Origin of the sequence: Vallitalea pronyensis (assembly GCF_018141445.1) — a bacterium.
Classification (GTDB): Bacteria; Bacillota; Clostridia; order Lachnospirales; family Vallitaleaceae; genus Vallitalea; species Vallitalea pronyensis.
In genome coordinates, this window is record NZ_CP058649.1 from 3,101,582 (window position 1) to 3,116,550 (window position 14,969).

Sequence of the window (14,969 nt, forward strand, 5' to 3'; positions counted from 1 at the left end):
AAAATATGATTATTGGTGTGTTAAAAGAAATTAAAAACAATGAAAACAGAGTTGGATTAACACCTGCAGGTGTCAGTGCACTTGTGAAAAATGGTCATACCGTGTATGTAGAAACAAAAGCAGGGCTTGGTAGTGGTATTACAGACAAAGAATATGTTGAAGCTGGTGGGGTTATCTTAGAAAAAAATACAGATGTCTTTGACAAAGCAGATATTATCGTGAAAGTAAAAGAGCCACTAGCATGTGAATATGATTTATTCAAAGATGGTCAGACACTTTATACGTATCTTCATTTAGCACCTAATGAGCCCCTTACAAAAGCATTGCTTCGTAAGAAAATTACAGGTGTGGCTTATGAAACAGTTGAAGAGACAAGTGGTGCTTTACCACTTCTTATCCCAATGAGCGAAGTTGCTGGAAGAATGTCAACCCAAGTTGGGGCACATTTACTTCAAAAATATAATGGTGGTATGGGCGTATTATTAGGCGGCGTACCTGGTGTATTACCTGCTGAAGTTGTTATTATTGGCGGTGGTATTGTAGGAACCAATGCAGCAAAGATGGCAGTAGGACTTGGAGCTAATGTAACGATTCTTGATATTAGTGCTCGTCGACTTGCAGAGTTGGATGACTTGTTTGGTGGCAGAGTTAACACGTTATTCTGTCATGATTATAATGTTGCAGAAATGGTTAAGAAAGCCGATTTATTAATTGGAGCTGTTCTTGTACCAGGAGCAAAAGCACCTAAGATTGTCACAGAAGACTTAGTGAAAACAATGAAAAAAGGTTCTGTTATTGTGGATGTTGCCATTGACCAAGGTGGTTCCATTGAGACAATTGATCGTATTACAACACATGACAATCCTTGCTATGAAAAGCATGGGGTTATACACTATAGCGTAGCGAATATGCCAGGAGCTGTACCAAGAACATCAACTTATGCCCTCACAGGGGTTACATTACCTTATTTATTAGATATGGCTAATAAAGGTGTAAAAGAAGCTTTACTGGATGACAAACGTTTATTACTAGGACTTAATACATTTGATGGTAAAGTAACTTATGAAAATGTAGCAACGGCTATGGACCTTGCGTATTTTGATCCTGAGAGTTTATTAAAATAGATACAAGTAGAAGAAGGAGCTGATTCGTCAAAGCATAGGCTATCATGATGCTTTGAGGAAACAGTTCCTTCTTTTTTCTCACGTGTTAGTTATAGTCATAGGGAGCGTTATGATAACTTGACATCCTTGGTTTATACCAGAATGAATGGCTATGCTACCATGATGCATATCAATATATTTCTTAGCGATGGTTAGCCCGATGCCACTGCCTTCTGCATGGGAATCACGCGCTAAGTCACCCCGTACAAATGGTTCAAAAACGGTGTTTAACAGGTGTTTTTGCATGCCCTTTCCATTATCTTTTATGGTGATAATCAGGGCAGTGTTTTGCTGTATCAAATCCACAGTCAAAGTGGTATGGGGGCCACTATATTTTATACTGTTATGGATAATGTTACCGATAGCTCGCCTAAGTTTAATCCCATCTATTTGACAATTGAGGGCTTCCTCAGGTATGTTAAAGACGTAAGTCATGTGATTATTTTCTAGCATAGGAATAAAATCAATTAATAATTCCCGTAACATTTCTGACAGATCCATATCTTCAAGGTCCAGATTTTCTTGGTCTGCATAAGACACTTCATGAAGGCTCCGCATAAGATGATTAATCCGGTTGCTGTTTTCAATAATAATATTGAGAAACTTTTTTCGTGTATCCATATCCAAGGCATCATTTTTCAGAACCTCACAGTAGCCTGTTATGCTGGTTAAGGGTGTTTTTATGTCATGGGTTATATCCAGTATAAGCTGTTCTTTATTCTTTTCTGCTTTTTCCCTTAGAACCATCTCTTGATAGACAGTTTCAGACATTTGGTTAAAGGCATCCTTTAACGCGTCTAATTCATTACTTGAGTCAAAGCTTATGCGATGGTGATAGTGATGTTTCTGAAACGCTTCAAATCCCACTAAGAGTTTTTTAATAGGTATAAGAAAGTCCTTAGCCGTAGTTTTGGATAAAACGACAAATGTGATGATAAGGCATAGGAGTAAGATTAACACGGTAATGGTGTTATAATATCGGTTAATCTCCAGAAGCTTATCTTCCCAGGGGGACTTAATCAGATACATACCGCTCTTATAGATATCACCATCCATCATATCATCTTCATAGAAAATAATATGGGTAGAGCTATCAAAGGATAAAAGTTCTTCTTTACTGTATCGATAACCGATAGCATGAGGGCTGTTAACACTATCCAATACCACATAATCATTTGAGAGCTGTTCAATGTATACATGTTTAGGCAACGTATCTTGACGTATGTTTTCTAAATGAACAGAAGTGGTTTGAAAAAGGATATTATCTGGATTATACAGTGTCGTGTTAATATGTTTATCGACTAAGATACTGCTTATGTAGAGTAAGAGAATAACTAATATGGCTTCAATAACGAAGATTTTTATGTAATTAACAAATAACTGGCGTTCTATTTTATTCACAATTTTATGTTTTATCATAACATACCATCCTATAACCAATACCCTTTATGGTTTGAATAAATGTAGGTTTTTTGGGATTATCCTCAATTTTTTCCCGTAGCTTACTGATATGTACCATAATGGTATTATCATCACCATAATACGTATCTTCCCATACCATTTCATACAATTGCTTCTTCGTAAAAACCCGATCAAGATGATGAATAAACACTTCTAATAATTTCATTTCCTTTGGATTAAGCGTCAGTTGGATACCCTTTTTGGTAGCAGTAAACTTAGATGTATCCACTTCTATGGGACCATTTTTAATGATTGTATGGGACTCATGATCATAAGTGTTATTGTAGTGAACATATCGTCTTAGTTGTCCATTAATTCTTCCTAATACTTCACGATAGCTAAAGGGTTTACAGATGTAATCATCTGCACCTAGCTGTAAACCAAGGATTTTATGATCTTCTTCTTCTCGAGCCGTTAGCACAATAATGGGTAAGTAGATGGATTTTCCTCTAAGGGTTTTAATCACATCAAATCCATTACAACGGGGCATCATGATATCCAACAGCAACAGGTGAATGGCCTCATTGCGTATCCATTCAAGGGCTTCAACACCATCTTTTGCTTCAATTACTTTGTAACCAGCATGTTCTATATGAATTTTTAGCAACTGGCGAATATCACAATCATCTTCTGCTATTAGTATTGTTTGTGTGTCCATTTTATTACCTCATTCAACGTATTTTAATCCATGTATGGTAGCAACGTTTATACAGACGTATCTACTAAAAGAAAAATATGCTTTATTATACCCTTTCCTAACCCTAATAGAAATAGCAAAATAAAAATTATAAGGTTAATTTAAGATTGAATTAAGTTCTATTTAAATTAGAGGCATTATTATGCACATAGTAAGAATAAACAAAAAAGGAGGTCTATATGAAAAAGAAATATGGTCTTTTAGCATTCGCAGTTATGATGATGTTCGCAGGTGTGTATCATCATGAAGCAAAAATTGTGCTCAGTAAAGGTGTACGTATATGTTTGGAGTGTATAGGAATTGGGTAAATTAAAAGTAGTCATCCTTAGAAGATTTATTCAGATGATGACACTCATTGGCAGTAACTCTTATTTTACAGGTTTTATGCATAAAACCATCTATAAGGGAAATACAAAAGCTGTATGTGTTCCTTTTATGAATTGTTATTCATGCCCAGGAGCAAGGTTTTCTTGCCCCATAGGCGGTCTTCAAGCTGTTTTAGGAAGTAGAAAAAAGTATGTATCCCTCTATATAACAGGCTTTTTATTACTTGTTGGTATTTTATTTGGGAGACTTATATGTGGTTTTTTATGTCCCTTTGGTTTCATACAAGACATGATTCATAAAATACCCAGCAAAAAGTTCAAGGTTTATCAGCCTTTTACGTATATAAAATATGGCTTGCTTGTATTGTTGGTTATTCTCTTACCCATGTTTCTAACCAATGATATTGGTGTTGGTGATCCTTACTACTGTAAATATGTTTGTCCCATTGGTACATTAGAAGGCGGCATATTTTTAGTATCTACAAATAAGGCTCTGCAGACGATAGTCGGTTTTTTGTTTTATTACAAGTTAACCATACTTATCATCATTCTATTAACAGCTGTTATCATCTATAGACCATTTTGCAAGATATTATGTCCCCTTGGTGTCATCTATGGGTTAATGAACCGCATAAGTTTTGGAAAAATAAATCTTAACAAAGAGGCATGTATATCCTGTAGTACATGTAAAAAAGTTTGTAAGATGGAAGTTGTACCATTTATAGACCCTAATGTTGTTGAATGTATTCGATGTGGTACATGTTTAGGAAAATGCCCTACAAAGGCATTATTATTTACATATAAACATGGTCAGCAAATGAAAAATGTAAGAAAGGAAGAGGTTTATGATATACGAGAGATTCAAAAGTAATTTTTTCTATTTAAGTGTCATTATCATTTTGCCATTAGGTAATTTCCTAATGAGCAGGCTTGGCGTAAATGATAACTTTATGGAAATATCCTTTATGTATCTATTTATTTTACTACCAGTCATTCTTTATATCCTTATCCGTAAGAAAAGTTTTAAAAAAGTGCTTAGACTTCATAAAGTCAGTCCTCAACAGATATTTATTACCATGCTACTGATACTAGCTATCCAGCCTATGACAGCTCTAGCTGCTAGAATCATGGAGCATCTTCTTGGTCATGGATTTTTTCCTCCTATGGGAGACATGTCAGCCAACGGCAGCGGTAATTTATTTATGTCTTTATTCATCATTGCAGTCACACCTGCTATATGTGAAGAAGTTTTTATGCGAGGCGTGGTGCTAGATGGCTATCGACACATACCTCTTTGGAAAACTGCGATCATGAATGGGGTCTTATTTGGACTGTTCCATAATAATTTTATGCAATTATCCTATACCAGTATCGTGGGTATCATCCTAACATATGTTGTGGTCTTCACCAACTCCATCTATCCTGCAATCCTTATGCATTTTGTTATGAATGCATTAAGTGTACTCATGGAAAAATACCCAACCAGTCTATATGCCAACTTTACTATTTGGTATGAAACCAACATGGTGCTGTTAATTTTATTAGCAATTGTGTCCATATGTGCAACCATTTTATTACTGATATGGTTGAAGAGGCTATCCAATAATAGTGCTATAGAAAGTATGGATGCTTCTGATAATAGCATAGAGGCAAGTGATGCATTAAATCATACCATAACATTTGTGGAATGGCCCCTTATGTTAGCAACAGCCATTTCAGTGATCTATTCATTGATGATGGTCTATGCCATGTAAAACGTATAAACACATTTATTACATGTAGAGAAAGGAAGGTTTTAATGAAAAAAAATATAGTTTATTCTGTGTTAGTGATTGTGTTAGGTATATTCATCTGTGTTATTGCTATTAATCCGGGTATAGTAGGTGATCATGGTATGGAAGGGAATCCGTATTATGAAGAAAATACCAATGGTGCTCAGGATAATCCTATTTTTGGTGAGCATGCAATGGGTCCACAAGGAAAGAATCCAGTAGCAGGGAAGCAGCTTGAATTCAAGACAACGGATATGGATGATAATAAGGTAGATAACAGTATTTTTGGAGAACAACAACTAACATTACTGAATCTATGGTCCATTCATTGCCCACCCTGTGTTGAAGAACTGCCTGAACTTGAAAAAATAGCGAATGATTACAAAGGAAAGGTTAGTGTTGTGGGCATAGTAGACGATACAGATATGGAAGGTGTGAAAGAGGTTTTAAAAAAGAAAGGTGTTACATATACCAATATCATACCAGATAAAGGACTGCAGGACGTTATGAATCAATTTGATTATATTCCTGTTACATTGATAGTTAATAAAGAAGGAAAGGTGTTAGAAAAGTTTGTGCCAGGTAGCAGTGATTATGAGTACTTTAAAAGTATTATCACAGAGTTATTAGATAAGTAGCTCACGTAAGTGTATTAAACATAGCATAACCAACTATTTCATGACCTAAAGGTGTATGAATAGTTGGTTATTTTTAGGTCGTATGCCAGTGAATGATTGATCAATGAGATGAAGTTAATGGATGTATTTGGTAATCGTTTATGGTATACTGAACAATGGAAGCATGTCACCAATAAAAGATTGATGTGAAGGGATTAAAAGGGAGAAGAAATGGATAAACAGTTTTATATTGAAAGTGATCGTTTAGTGTTACGTCTAGCAACCGAAAACGATAAGGATGCCATTTTTGATTATGTTGTTAGAAATAAGGCGTATTTGGCTCCATATGAACCATTAAAACCGGATGCTTTTTTTACCAAGAAATACTGGGATAGATTCATTCCAAAAAGTATAGAAGATGCCAGAAATCATAAAGCGCTACGGCTTTTTATGTTTAAAAAAGAGGATAAGGGACGCGTTATTGGAACAGTTACTTTTGAATTTATAAAATTAAATCCCATATATGCATGTGATTTAGGCTATAGCATGGATGAACACGAACAAGACAAAGGATATATGTCCGAGGCTCTAAAAATAGCTACCCAGTACCTATTTAGAGCACTTAATTTGATGCGAATAACAGCTGGTTATAGTCCCAATAATCCAAAGAGTGGTCATGTGATGCGCAAGCTTGGCTTTCAGGATGAACATCTCATTAAGAACTATATCATGATTAATGGAAAATGGGAAGATATCATGCACATGTATCTTTACAATGCTGCATGGGTGGAAAGTAAAACCATCACATAATGTTATAAAAGACTATAAAATGGCATATATTGATAAAATTCCTTGAATTTGTTACCATGTCAAAAGCAAAGATTAAAAGTAGGAGGACAACGTGTTGAAAAGAAAAATAATCGTTATGTGTATAGCGTTATTCATAATGGGGAGTTACTTCCATATTCAGGTTCATGCAGAGCCAGATGCTAAGCAAACGGTAGCACAAACATTAGGAAAAACCCCTAGAAGTGCCATGAAAGGTATTGATCTTGTCTATAAAGAAGATTGGGTTTATTTTATTAATGGTAATCAACAACTGGAAAGACGTCATATCAAAACCCAAGAAAAGGAAATCCTCTATAAAGGGAACATGACACAGATTAATGTGATGCATGGCTATATTTATGGCTATGTGCATTCAGAAGATGGTGCAAAACAGGGTATATATAAGCTTAACATTGAAGATAAGACTTATGAAAGAATAAGTGATAAATATGCAGTCAACATGATTGTAATAGAAGATTGGGTATATTTTAAAGAGGATGATGAAGTTGGTATACTTCGCATGAAAACAGATGGTAGTCTATTAGAGGAAGTCTACAATGAGCGTGCATCCGCTTTTACTGTATACGGTGAACATATCTATTTGTCAACAGATGGTATGTTAGCACGAATAGATCGTGATGGTGAAGGATTCAATACTTTCGATGAGAGCTATGATTATTGGTCAACATTTATTATACAGGATAACCATATCTACACCCTTGGTGACAGAGAAGATGGCAGTAGTTTGCTTAAGATCGCTTTAAATGGTGAGAAAATAGAACCTATCATAGAGGGCTTCCCTCCATATTATTATGATGACATACAACTCTATGATGGTCATGTGTATGTTGAAGAGGATGGTAACATGCTTTGTACATCTTTTGAAACATACAAAGAAGAAACCGTCTATGGCACGAGCTTGATGCATGAATACATCATTACCGATGGACAGTTAATTTTTAGCCTTGAAACAGAAGATGTGGGTGAAATATGGCAAGTCGATCTTGATACAATGGATGAAAAACGTATTGTACCGAAACACTATGCCCATTATGATACCTTAAAAAGTATTGTAAACCAATCGGAAGAGAGCTATAAAGCAGTTAAACAATCGGATTACAACATGCTCATGGAGAGAGGTTACTTTGAAGACGCGGAAAAAACAGATTTAGAATTACGTATTCAGATTGACCATGCCCATGAAACGGTTTCTATGCATCTTGACCTATTAGATGTGACAATGGATTATTGGTTTGTGGATAACGATGACATGTTTATGGCGTTAAACGAAGATATGCAAGACCTTATGCCAAATCAAGAAGAGTATGCGCATTTTTATGGTAAGGATATTTCCCAAAGAAATGCAGATATAAGAAACAACAGCTTATTTGGCGATACAGATATATTTACACTGTTACGAGGTGCCACCCTTAGAGAGTCACAGGAACAATATATCATATACATAAAGGACGGCGAAAATAGTTTTGATTTATTATTAGGTTCCGATCTTGGGTTGACAGAGGATGAGGGTAACCTTTCATCCAATACAGAAGTCTTTATGTATGTGAATAAGAAGAGTCAGCTAATAGAGCGTATTAAGATGAAAGCTACAGGTGAAGATTATAGCGGTAAGTATCATGCGAAAGCAGATATAACCATTCAGTATAATAAAGGCAAAGTTACCATACCCCAAGAATTCTATAACCTTATTAGGCAAAAAGAAAAATCCACCACATATATAGAGTCAGCCAATAAGGCTATAGAAAAAGAGCAGTATGCTTCAGCCGTTAAGCTAAGTCAACAGGCGCTAGATGCCTATGCATTAAACAAAGAAGCTTATTTAGTGCTTGGTCAAGTAGCTTATGTGCAAAATGACATATTAGAAGCCATTGAACATTTAACCCACTACATAGGTGGTCATCTGAATAAGGAATCTGTAGAGGCTGACGTGTACGAAACATTAGCGGAGTGCTATTTTTCTCAAGGTGATTATTCGAATGCTATTGATAGTGTGTATGAAAACATGAGTCGTGTGGACGAATTATCTCTTAGAATGAACCTTATTATGGGTATATCTCAGCTGGAATTACATAACGGGTACACAGCTTCATTCTATCTTGATGATGTATTAGCTGAAGAACCCCTTCATGAAGAGGCTTTAGTTGGAAGAATAGGTGCTTATGTCAATACAGATGAATATAAGGAGGCTATTGCATTAGCTGATGAGTATACAGAACTTCTTAAGGAAAGCCGGGCCATGTGGTACTATAAAGGTGTTGCCTATTATAACATAGGCAATCCAGAAAAAGGGCTGGAACTTCTAAAAAAATCCATGGCTTATCCAGAAGAAAAAAACACGAACATCACAGAAGATGCTATTCATATGTATATGGCTTATATTTACTGCGCAATAGAAAATTATGACCAAGCTGAAAAACATACGAAAAAGATATCAGCCAATGGTGATGATGCGTATATAACCAATGCAAAGGAAGCTCTTGTAGACATGATTAAGTATGGTCGTTTACCCATTAATAAAAAATTAAGCAGTTTCGTTGATGACCATTATTTATATCGTAAAAGCATTAAGAATTTTGAAGACAAAATTACCGCATTTGACAACAAAGATAATGCCACACCTGAAGAAGTCAAAGCATTTTATGACACCATTAAATTAAAAGATGACCCTTTTACATGGCTTATTCAAGGAGAAGAATTTGACCGATTAATGAATGAAACCGCCACGGAAGATGTTGTTTACAGGCAACTGGATGATAGGACAGAATATATTCAGATAAACAGTTTCCTACCGGATACAGGAAATAAAGCTGTAGAAGCCCTTGAGAACATGGAAGATACGTATGATAAAGATCTTGTTCTTGACTTAAGAGGGAATGGTGGAGGTGCTATACAAGCAGCAGCTACCATACTTGATGCACTACTAGGAGAGTGTACCAGTGTCTACTTGATTGACCGGGATGGTGAAACGTTTGAGGCTACATCGGATATGCTCTACCAACCCTTTAGACGTATTTTTGTGTTAATGGATGAACAGTCGGCAAGTTCATCTGAGATTGTAGCATTGTCTCTTAAAAAGTTTGGTGATGATGTGACACTTGTTGGGAGAAAAACATACGGTAAAGGCGTAGCGCAACATATTTTTATAGACCGCAATAATAAAACAGCACTTTTCTTAGTAAGTAATTATTGGAATGTTCTTCAAGAGAATATAGACGGTAAAGGCATTCAACCTGATGTTGTGGTAGAAGGTGAAAACCTTGAGGATTATTTAGACGTTATTAGAGGCATTGATTATAGAGAAGAAGATTAAGGAGTGAATGTGACAGTGAATATGACAAAAGTAGGGCGTAGAGGTTTATTGTTTTCATTTGATGAATTAAATAAAGCACCCTATTATTGTACCACGAATGTGTTTATCCTTATGGGACACAAGCGATATTATGTTTGTGATACGTATTTAGGAGCATATTATATGACACCTATCCTTACTTATCTAGAAAGCCATTATGGTAAAAAAGACTATGTGATTTTCAATTCCCATAGTCACTGGGATCATATATGGGGTAACAGCCTATTTCATAACCATTTAATTGTATCCCATGAGAAATGCAGGGCATTCATTCAGTTAGAAGGTGAGGAAGAAATGAAGGCTCATGCTGACAGTTATGCCAAAGAACAAGTGGAGATTGTATTGCCAAACGTAACCTTTTCCCACAGTATGGTATTTGAAGACGATGAGGTTGAGTTCTTCTATAGCCCAGGTCATTCTGAAGATTCCAGTTCTTGTTATGACAGACAAGAGAAAATTCTGTTTGTAGGAGACAATGTGGAAGCGCCATTACCGTCTTTGAGTTGGCATGATATGGAACAATATATCTTAACACTGCAACATTATTTGGAAATGGATGCGAAACATATTGTTATAAGTCATGGACCTGTCATTAATAGAAGCTTAATAAGAGACAATATAGCATATCTATGCAACCTTAAGCGTCATAACAAGCTAACGTTTTCAGATAATGACATCATGCAAAAACATCATGATAACCTTAATTTTTTAAATCATGGTAATTGAGGATTAGGCTGTTTATTAGCATGATTGAGGTTTAATTCTATACAAATATATTCCGTAATAAAAGTGTGTGCATGCACACTTTTTTCTTGACTTGAACAAGGGTTAGAGGTAACATGTATTTATTGTACTAAATATACTTAAAATGAGAAATGATAGATGTATACGGTAAGGAGAATTATTCATGAAACTACTTGATCAATTAAATCGGAAAATAGGCCGCTATGCCATAAGAAATTTAATGTTATATATTATTGTGTTGAATGTGGCTGCATTCATCTTCTTATATACTGCTCCAGAGCTGGGAGGTAAACTTGCTTTAAACCCTTATCTTATAAGACAAGGTGAAATATGGCGGTTGATTACATTTGTTGCATACCCACCTTCATCTAGCCCATTGTTTTTAGCCTTTGCCCTGTACTTATACTATATGATTGGTAATACTCTTGAAAATCAATGGGGAAGTTTTAAATTTAATGTCTACTATTTATTAGGTGTTCTAGGTATTATTGCAAGTGCTTTTATATCCAACAGTGTGATTGGCAGTGCATTTTATTTGAATCTATCACTGTTTCTAGCATTTGCAAGACTATACCCTGATTTTACGCTGAGGATATTTTTTATTTTACTAGTTAAAATGAAGTGGTTAGCATGGTTTAACTGGGCACTATTTGGGTTACAATTAATTCAGGGTTCGGCTGCTGACCGTGCTGCAATTATTGCAACATTACTTAACTACTTTATTTTCTTTGGAAAAGATATTGTTACCAATACAAAAAGTGCATCAACAGGTTACTATCGTAAAAAAGCATATCAATCCAATATGAAAAGTGTTCATAAAGAATACCATCATAAATGTACGGTATGTGGCCGTACAGAATTAGATGATAAAGATTTGGAGTTTCGATATTGTTCAAAATGCCATGGTTATCATGAGTATTGTATGGATCATCTTCATGATCATGTGCATATTAAGGGCGATGATCAGGTATAAATTTTTTAGTAGCTTGTCTTATTAAGGGACTGTCGTCATGGATGTATTATGCTAGGTAATGCAGTTATCATTATTCTGATAGACAGTCCCTTCATTATTAAGGTGTTTCATTAATCGTACAAAGAAAATGTCTGCTTATTAACAATGATGTTTTTTATGTTTTTTTATTTTACGACATCTGCATAACATGATACATCGACAAACACGTAAATCTCCGCGACGTTTATGTTTATGGCATTTCTTTTTGCCCCAATCGTAATCATCATCGTCGTCATCTAAATCTAATTCATCTAGGTAATCATCTAAATCTAGTTCGTCATCAAGCCAATCGAAATAACGTTCCACTAACTATGTCCTCCCTTCTTACTATGTTCTACTATACTATATGAATGATAGGACAAGTATGTGACATTCTTGTCCCAGTTGTTTTTTATGTCAAATGCATCATATTATCACGCTTTAATTCATTTGTAAACATAAGATATAATTATGAGCAATCCTACAATCACAGGGTTATCAAGCAATTATCCTTGACAAACAAGCAAAAAAACATTAAAATGTGTATGGAAGATAATATATAATCTTCTATGATAATTAAGTATATAATATTAAGAGGAATGTTTTATGACGATGGTGTTCTTTAACTAATCAAATTTCATAGTTATATCAAGAAGTAGATATTGCAGCTATTTTTTAATCAACGCTATTAATGGCGTTTGGTGTTTAAGAAATAGACATGTGTCTTTTTTTGATATTAAAATAAGTTTGATGCTGTGTCAGCGTTGGGCTTAGAATGAATGATATAGAAAGAACATTTATATACTATAATTATCATAATACGTTTTAGACATTTATGATTTACTGAAGGTGTGATTTATGCTTTGACGTTGTTAAGTATAGTCCACTTGTATTAGGGTCATCAGATGTCTATGCAGGTAGAATACATTAGAATAATTATAGCTGAAAATGAAGATATGATTCATTTTCAGCTTTTTTGCGTTTAAAAACGCCATATGGAGGGAAAAACATTGAATGTAAAAGCTTTAGAGCAACTAGAATATTACAAGATTAAAGAAGCATTAAAAGCATGCGTGGTATCAGAACTTGGTAAGGAATTGGTAGAAGAACTTCAACCATCAAATGATGCAGAACGTATTCGACGGCAGTTAATGGAAACCACAGAAGCAAGAAAAATCATGGATAAAAGCTCCTCAGTACCTATTCAGAATCTGGTAGGTATAGAGAAAGTTATAGAGAAGCTGGGTAAAGGTATTGCACTTAACCCTGAAGATTTACAAATGATACTTGGTTTATTGCATAGCACAGGTAAGATTAAACATTTTATGGAAGAACGACAATATTTAGCGCCAACCATTAGCAGTTACGGTCTTTCCATGTACGAACTAAAAGATGTGATGGATGAAATAGCAAGATGTATTGTCAATAATCGTGTTGATGATAAAGCAAGTCCACAGTTAGAAAAAATTAGAAAGAAAGTGTACATTGCCGAGAATCGCATTAAAACCAAACTGGATGACATCTTAAAGTCACCAACTTATCGAAAGTATTTACAAGAAACCTATGTCAGTACCAGGCAAGGCAGACAGGTCATTGCTGTAAAAAGCGAATACAGGCATCAAGTCAGTGGAAGTGTCATTGACAAGTCATCAACAGGGTCAACTCTATTTATTGAGCCGGAGGCCGTTCGAAAATTGCAGAGTGAACTGGAACTACAAAAAATCGATGAAGAAAAAGAAGAGTATCAGATCAGATTATACCTGACTTATATGATTGAGTCTTATACACGAGAGATCAATATTAATGTAGAAACCATGGCTTACTATGATTATATTTTTGCAAAAGGAAAATACAGCAAAGCCATCAATGGGCAAACAGTTGGCATTAATACAGAAGGTATAATCAATATCCATACAGGCAGGCATCCTATGCTTGGCCATGAAGGGGTACCTCTTGATTTTGAAATTGGCAACGATTACAAAGCCTTAGTGATTACTGGGCCTAATACAGGAGGGAAAACCGTAGCATTAAAAACAGTTGGTTTATTCACCGCAATGGTTCAATCGGGGCTCCATGTGCCTGTTGAAGCAAGCAGTGAGTTTGCTGTATTCAGTGACATCCTTGTTGATATTGGTGATGGTCAGAGTATTGAGCAATCTCTGAGTACCTTTTCTGCTCATGTCACCAATATGACGAAGATTATCAACCTTGCAAACAAGTATACATTGGTTATTCTAGATGAACTGGGTGCAGGAACGGACCCTGCAGAAGGTGAAGGGTTAGCCGTAGCGATTCTTGAGGAACTTTATAAAAAAGGTGCCACCATTATTGCAACGTCTCATTATAGTAAAGTAAAAACTTTCGCATCTGACTATGAAGGGTTTAAAAATGGGCGCATGGCATTTGATATCAATACGCTAAAACCTATGTATGCATTAGTTATTGGAGAGGCAGGGGAAAGTAACGCTTTTATCATTGCCCTACGGTTGGGAATAGAACGCGAAGTCATTGAAAGGGCTCACCAGATCACTTACCATGAGAAAAAAGACTATGTACCATTAACAGAAGCACATAAGAAGCCTATTATTAAAACCAAGCCCAAGATACAGCGACCCAAACCAATAAGGCAAGAACCTGAACCCGTGACAAAAGATGATAAAACGGAAGAAGAACACACTTACGAAATAGGTGATATGGTTTATGTGAATACCATTAAGCAACGAGGAATTGTCTATGCACCTCTTAATAAAAAGGGTGAAGTAGGGGTTAAGGTAAGGGATAAAAAGATGCTGGTGGTGTCTAAAAGGTTATCACCTTTCATTAACAGAAAAGAATTATATCCGGATGATTATGATATGGACATTGTCCTTGAAACAAAGGAAAACAGAAAGAAAAAGCATGCCATGGGACGCAAATATGTAAAAGACATGGAAAGGGTCATAGAATAGAACATTTGTTCTTGAGTCGATGAATAAGATGTGATAGAATGGATACAATGGA

13 protein-coding genes are annotated in these 14,969 nt (G+C 35.4%); 10 read left to right on the forward strand and 3 right to left on the reverse strand.

All coding sequences use genetic code 11. The annotated features are described in order from the left end of the window. Positions 1–5: 5 nt before the first annotated feature. A complete protein-coding gene (gene ald / locus HZI73_RS12935; RefSeq protein WP_212698634.1) occupies positions 6–1,124 on the forward strand; it encodes an alanine dehydrogenase in 1,119 nt (372 codons plus the stop codon). A gap of 78 nt (positions 1,125–1,202) precedes the next feature. Here ald and HZI73_RS12940 read toward each other — a convergent pair whose 3' ends face one another. Continuing rightward, positions 1,203–2,582 (reverse strand): HAMP domain-containing sensor histidine kinase, encoded by a 1,380-nt coding sequence (locus tag HZI73_RS12940; RefSeq protein ID WP_212698635.1) that lies wholly within the window; start codon positions 2,580–2,582, stop codon positions 1,203–1,205. Continuing rightward, positions 2,569–3,282 carry a response regulator transcription factor gene (locus HZI73_RS12945; protein ID WP_212698636.1) on the reverse strand — a complete coding sequence of 238 codons (714 nt, stop codon included), beginning with the start codon at positions 3,280–3,282 and terminating at the stop codon, positions 2,569–2,571. Before HZI73_RS12945 ends, HZI73_RS12940 begins: the two co-directional genes overlap by 14 nt. Before the next feature lie 218 nt (positions 3,283–3,500). Between HZI73_RS12945 and HZI73_RS26705 the strand changes: the two genes are divergently transcribed. From HZI73_RS26705 to HZI73_RS12980, 8 genes are all read left to right on the forward strand, one after another. Further along, positions 3,501–3,629: a CD1871A family CXXC motif-containing protein gene (locus HZI73_RS26705; protein WP_281418887.1), complete on the forward strand. Its 129-nt coding sequence runs from the start codon at positions 3,501–3,503 to the stop codon at positions 3,627–3,629. Then, entirely contained in the window at positions 3,622–4,518 is an 897-nt protein-coding gene (locus HZI73_RS12950) for a 4Fe-4S binding protein (protein ID WP_212698637.1), read from the forward strand. The genes HZI73_RS26705 and HZI73_RS12950 overlap by 8 nt, the downstream gene beginning before the upstream one ends. 94 nt (positions 4,519–4,612) lie before the next feature. After that, positions 4,613–5,401 (forward strand): CPBP family intramembrane glutamic endopeptidase, encoded by a 789-nt coding sequence (locus HZI73_RS12955; RefSeq protein ID WP_212698638.1) that lies wholly within the window; start codon positions 4,613–4,615, stop codon positions 5,399–5,401. Positions 5,402–5,445: 44 nt separating this feature from the next. Beyond that, positions 5,446–6,057 (forward strand): TlpA family protein disulfide reductase, encoded by a 612-nt coding sequence (locus HZI73_RS12960; RefSeq protein ID WP_212698639.1) that lies wholly within the window; start codon positions 5,446–5,448, stop codon positions 6,055–6,057. Between the two features lie 210 nt (positions 6,058–6,267). Continuing rightward, complete coding sequence (locus tag HZI73_RS12965; RefSeq protein ID WP_212698640.1) at positions 6,268–6,846, forward strand: GNAT family N-acetyltransferase; 579 nt, start codon at positions 6,268–6,270, stop codon at positions 6,844–6,846. A 94-nt stretch (positions 6,847–6,940) separates the two neighbouring features. Next, positions 6,941–10,195: a S41 family peptidase gene (locus HZI73_RS12970; RefSeq protein ID WP_212698641.1), complete on the forward strand. Its 3,255-nt coding sequence runs from the start codon at positions 6,941–6,943 to the stop codon at positions 10,193–10,195. A 9-nt stretch (positions 10,196–10,204) separates the two neighbouring features. Continuing rightward, positions 10,205–10,960 carry an MBL fold metallo-hydrolase gene (locus HZI73_RS12975; protein WP_212698642.1) on the forward strand — a complete coding sequence of 252 codons (756 nt, stop codon included), beginning with the start codon at positions 10,205–10,207 and terminating at the stop codon, positions 10,958–10,960. Positions 10,961–11,141: 181 nt separating this feature from the next. After that, on the forward strand, positions 11,142–11,951 hold the full coding sequence (locus HZI73_RS12980; RefSeq protein WP_212698643.1) for a hypothetical protein: 810 nt from the start codon (positions 11,142–11,144) through the stop codon (positions 11,949–11,951). Between the two features lie 138 nt (positions 11,952–12,089). On the opposite strand, the gene HZI73_RS12985 is transcribed toward HZI73_RS12980, so the two are convergent. After that, positions 12,090–12,296, reverse strand: a complete 207-nt coding sequence (locus tag HZI73_RS12985; RefSeq protein WP_212698644.1) for a hypothetical protein — start codon at positions 12,294–12,296, stop codon at positions 12,090–12,092. Between the two features lie 683 nt (positions 12,297–12,979). Here HZI73_RS12985 and HZI73_RS12990 point away from each other — a divergent pair. Next, entirely contained in the window at positions 12,980–14,917 is a 1,938-nt protein-coding gene (locus HZI73_RS12990) for an endonuclease MutS2 (protein WP_212698645.1), read from the forward strand. Positions 14,918–14,969 lie beyond the last annotated feature (52 nt).

Coding starts and splice junctions, on each gene's coding strand:
- HZI73_RS12945 (WP_212698636.1), bottom strand. CDS start 3,282: ATGGACACACAAACAATACTAATAGCAGAAGATGATTGTGATATTCGC.
- HZI73_RS12965 (WP_212698640.1), top strand. CDS start 6,268: ATGGATAAACAGTTTTATATTGAAAGTGATCGTTTAGTGTTACGTCTA.
- HZI73_RS12955 (WP_212698638.1), top strand. CDS start 4,613: ATGTATCTATTTATTTTACTACCAGTCATTCTTTATATCCTTATCCGT.
- HZI73_RS26705 (WP_281418887.1), top strand. CDS start 3,501: ATGAAAAAGAAATATGGTCTTTTAGCATTCGCAGTTATGATGATGTTC.
- ald (WP_212698634.1), top strand. CDS start 6: ATGATTATTGGTGTGTTAAAAGAAATTAAAAACAATGAAAACAGAGTT.
- HZI73_RS12940 (WP_212698635.1), bottom strand. CDS start 2,582: ATGATAAAACATAAAATTGTGAATAAAATAGAACGCCAGTTATTTGTT.
- HZI73_RS12960 (WP_212698639.1), top strand. CDS start 5,446: ATGAAAAAAAATATAGTTTATTCTGTGTTAGTGATTGTGTTAGGTATA.
- HZI73_RS12980 (WP_212698643.1), top strand. CDS start 11,142: ATGAAACTACTTGATCAATTAAATCGGAAAATAGGCCGCTATGCCATA.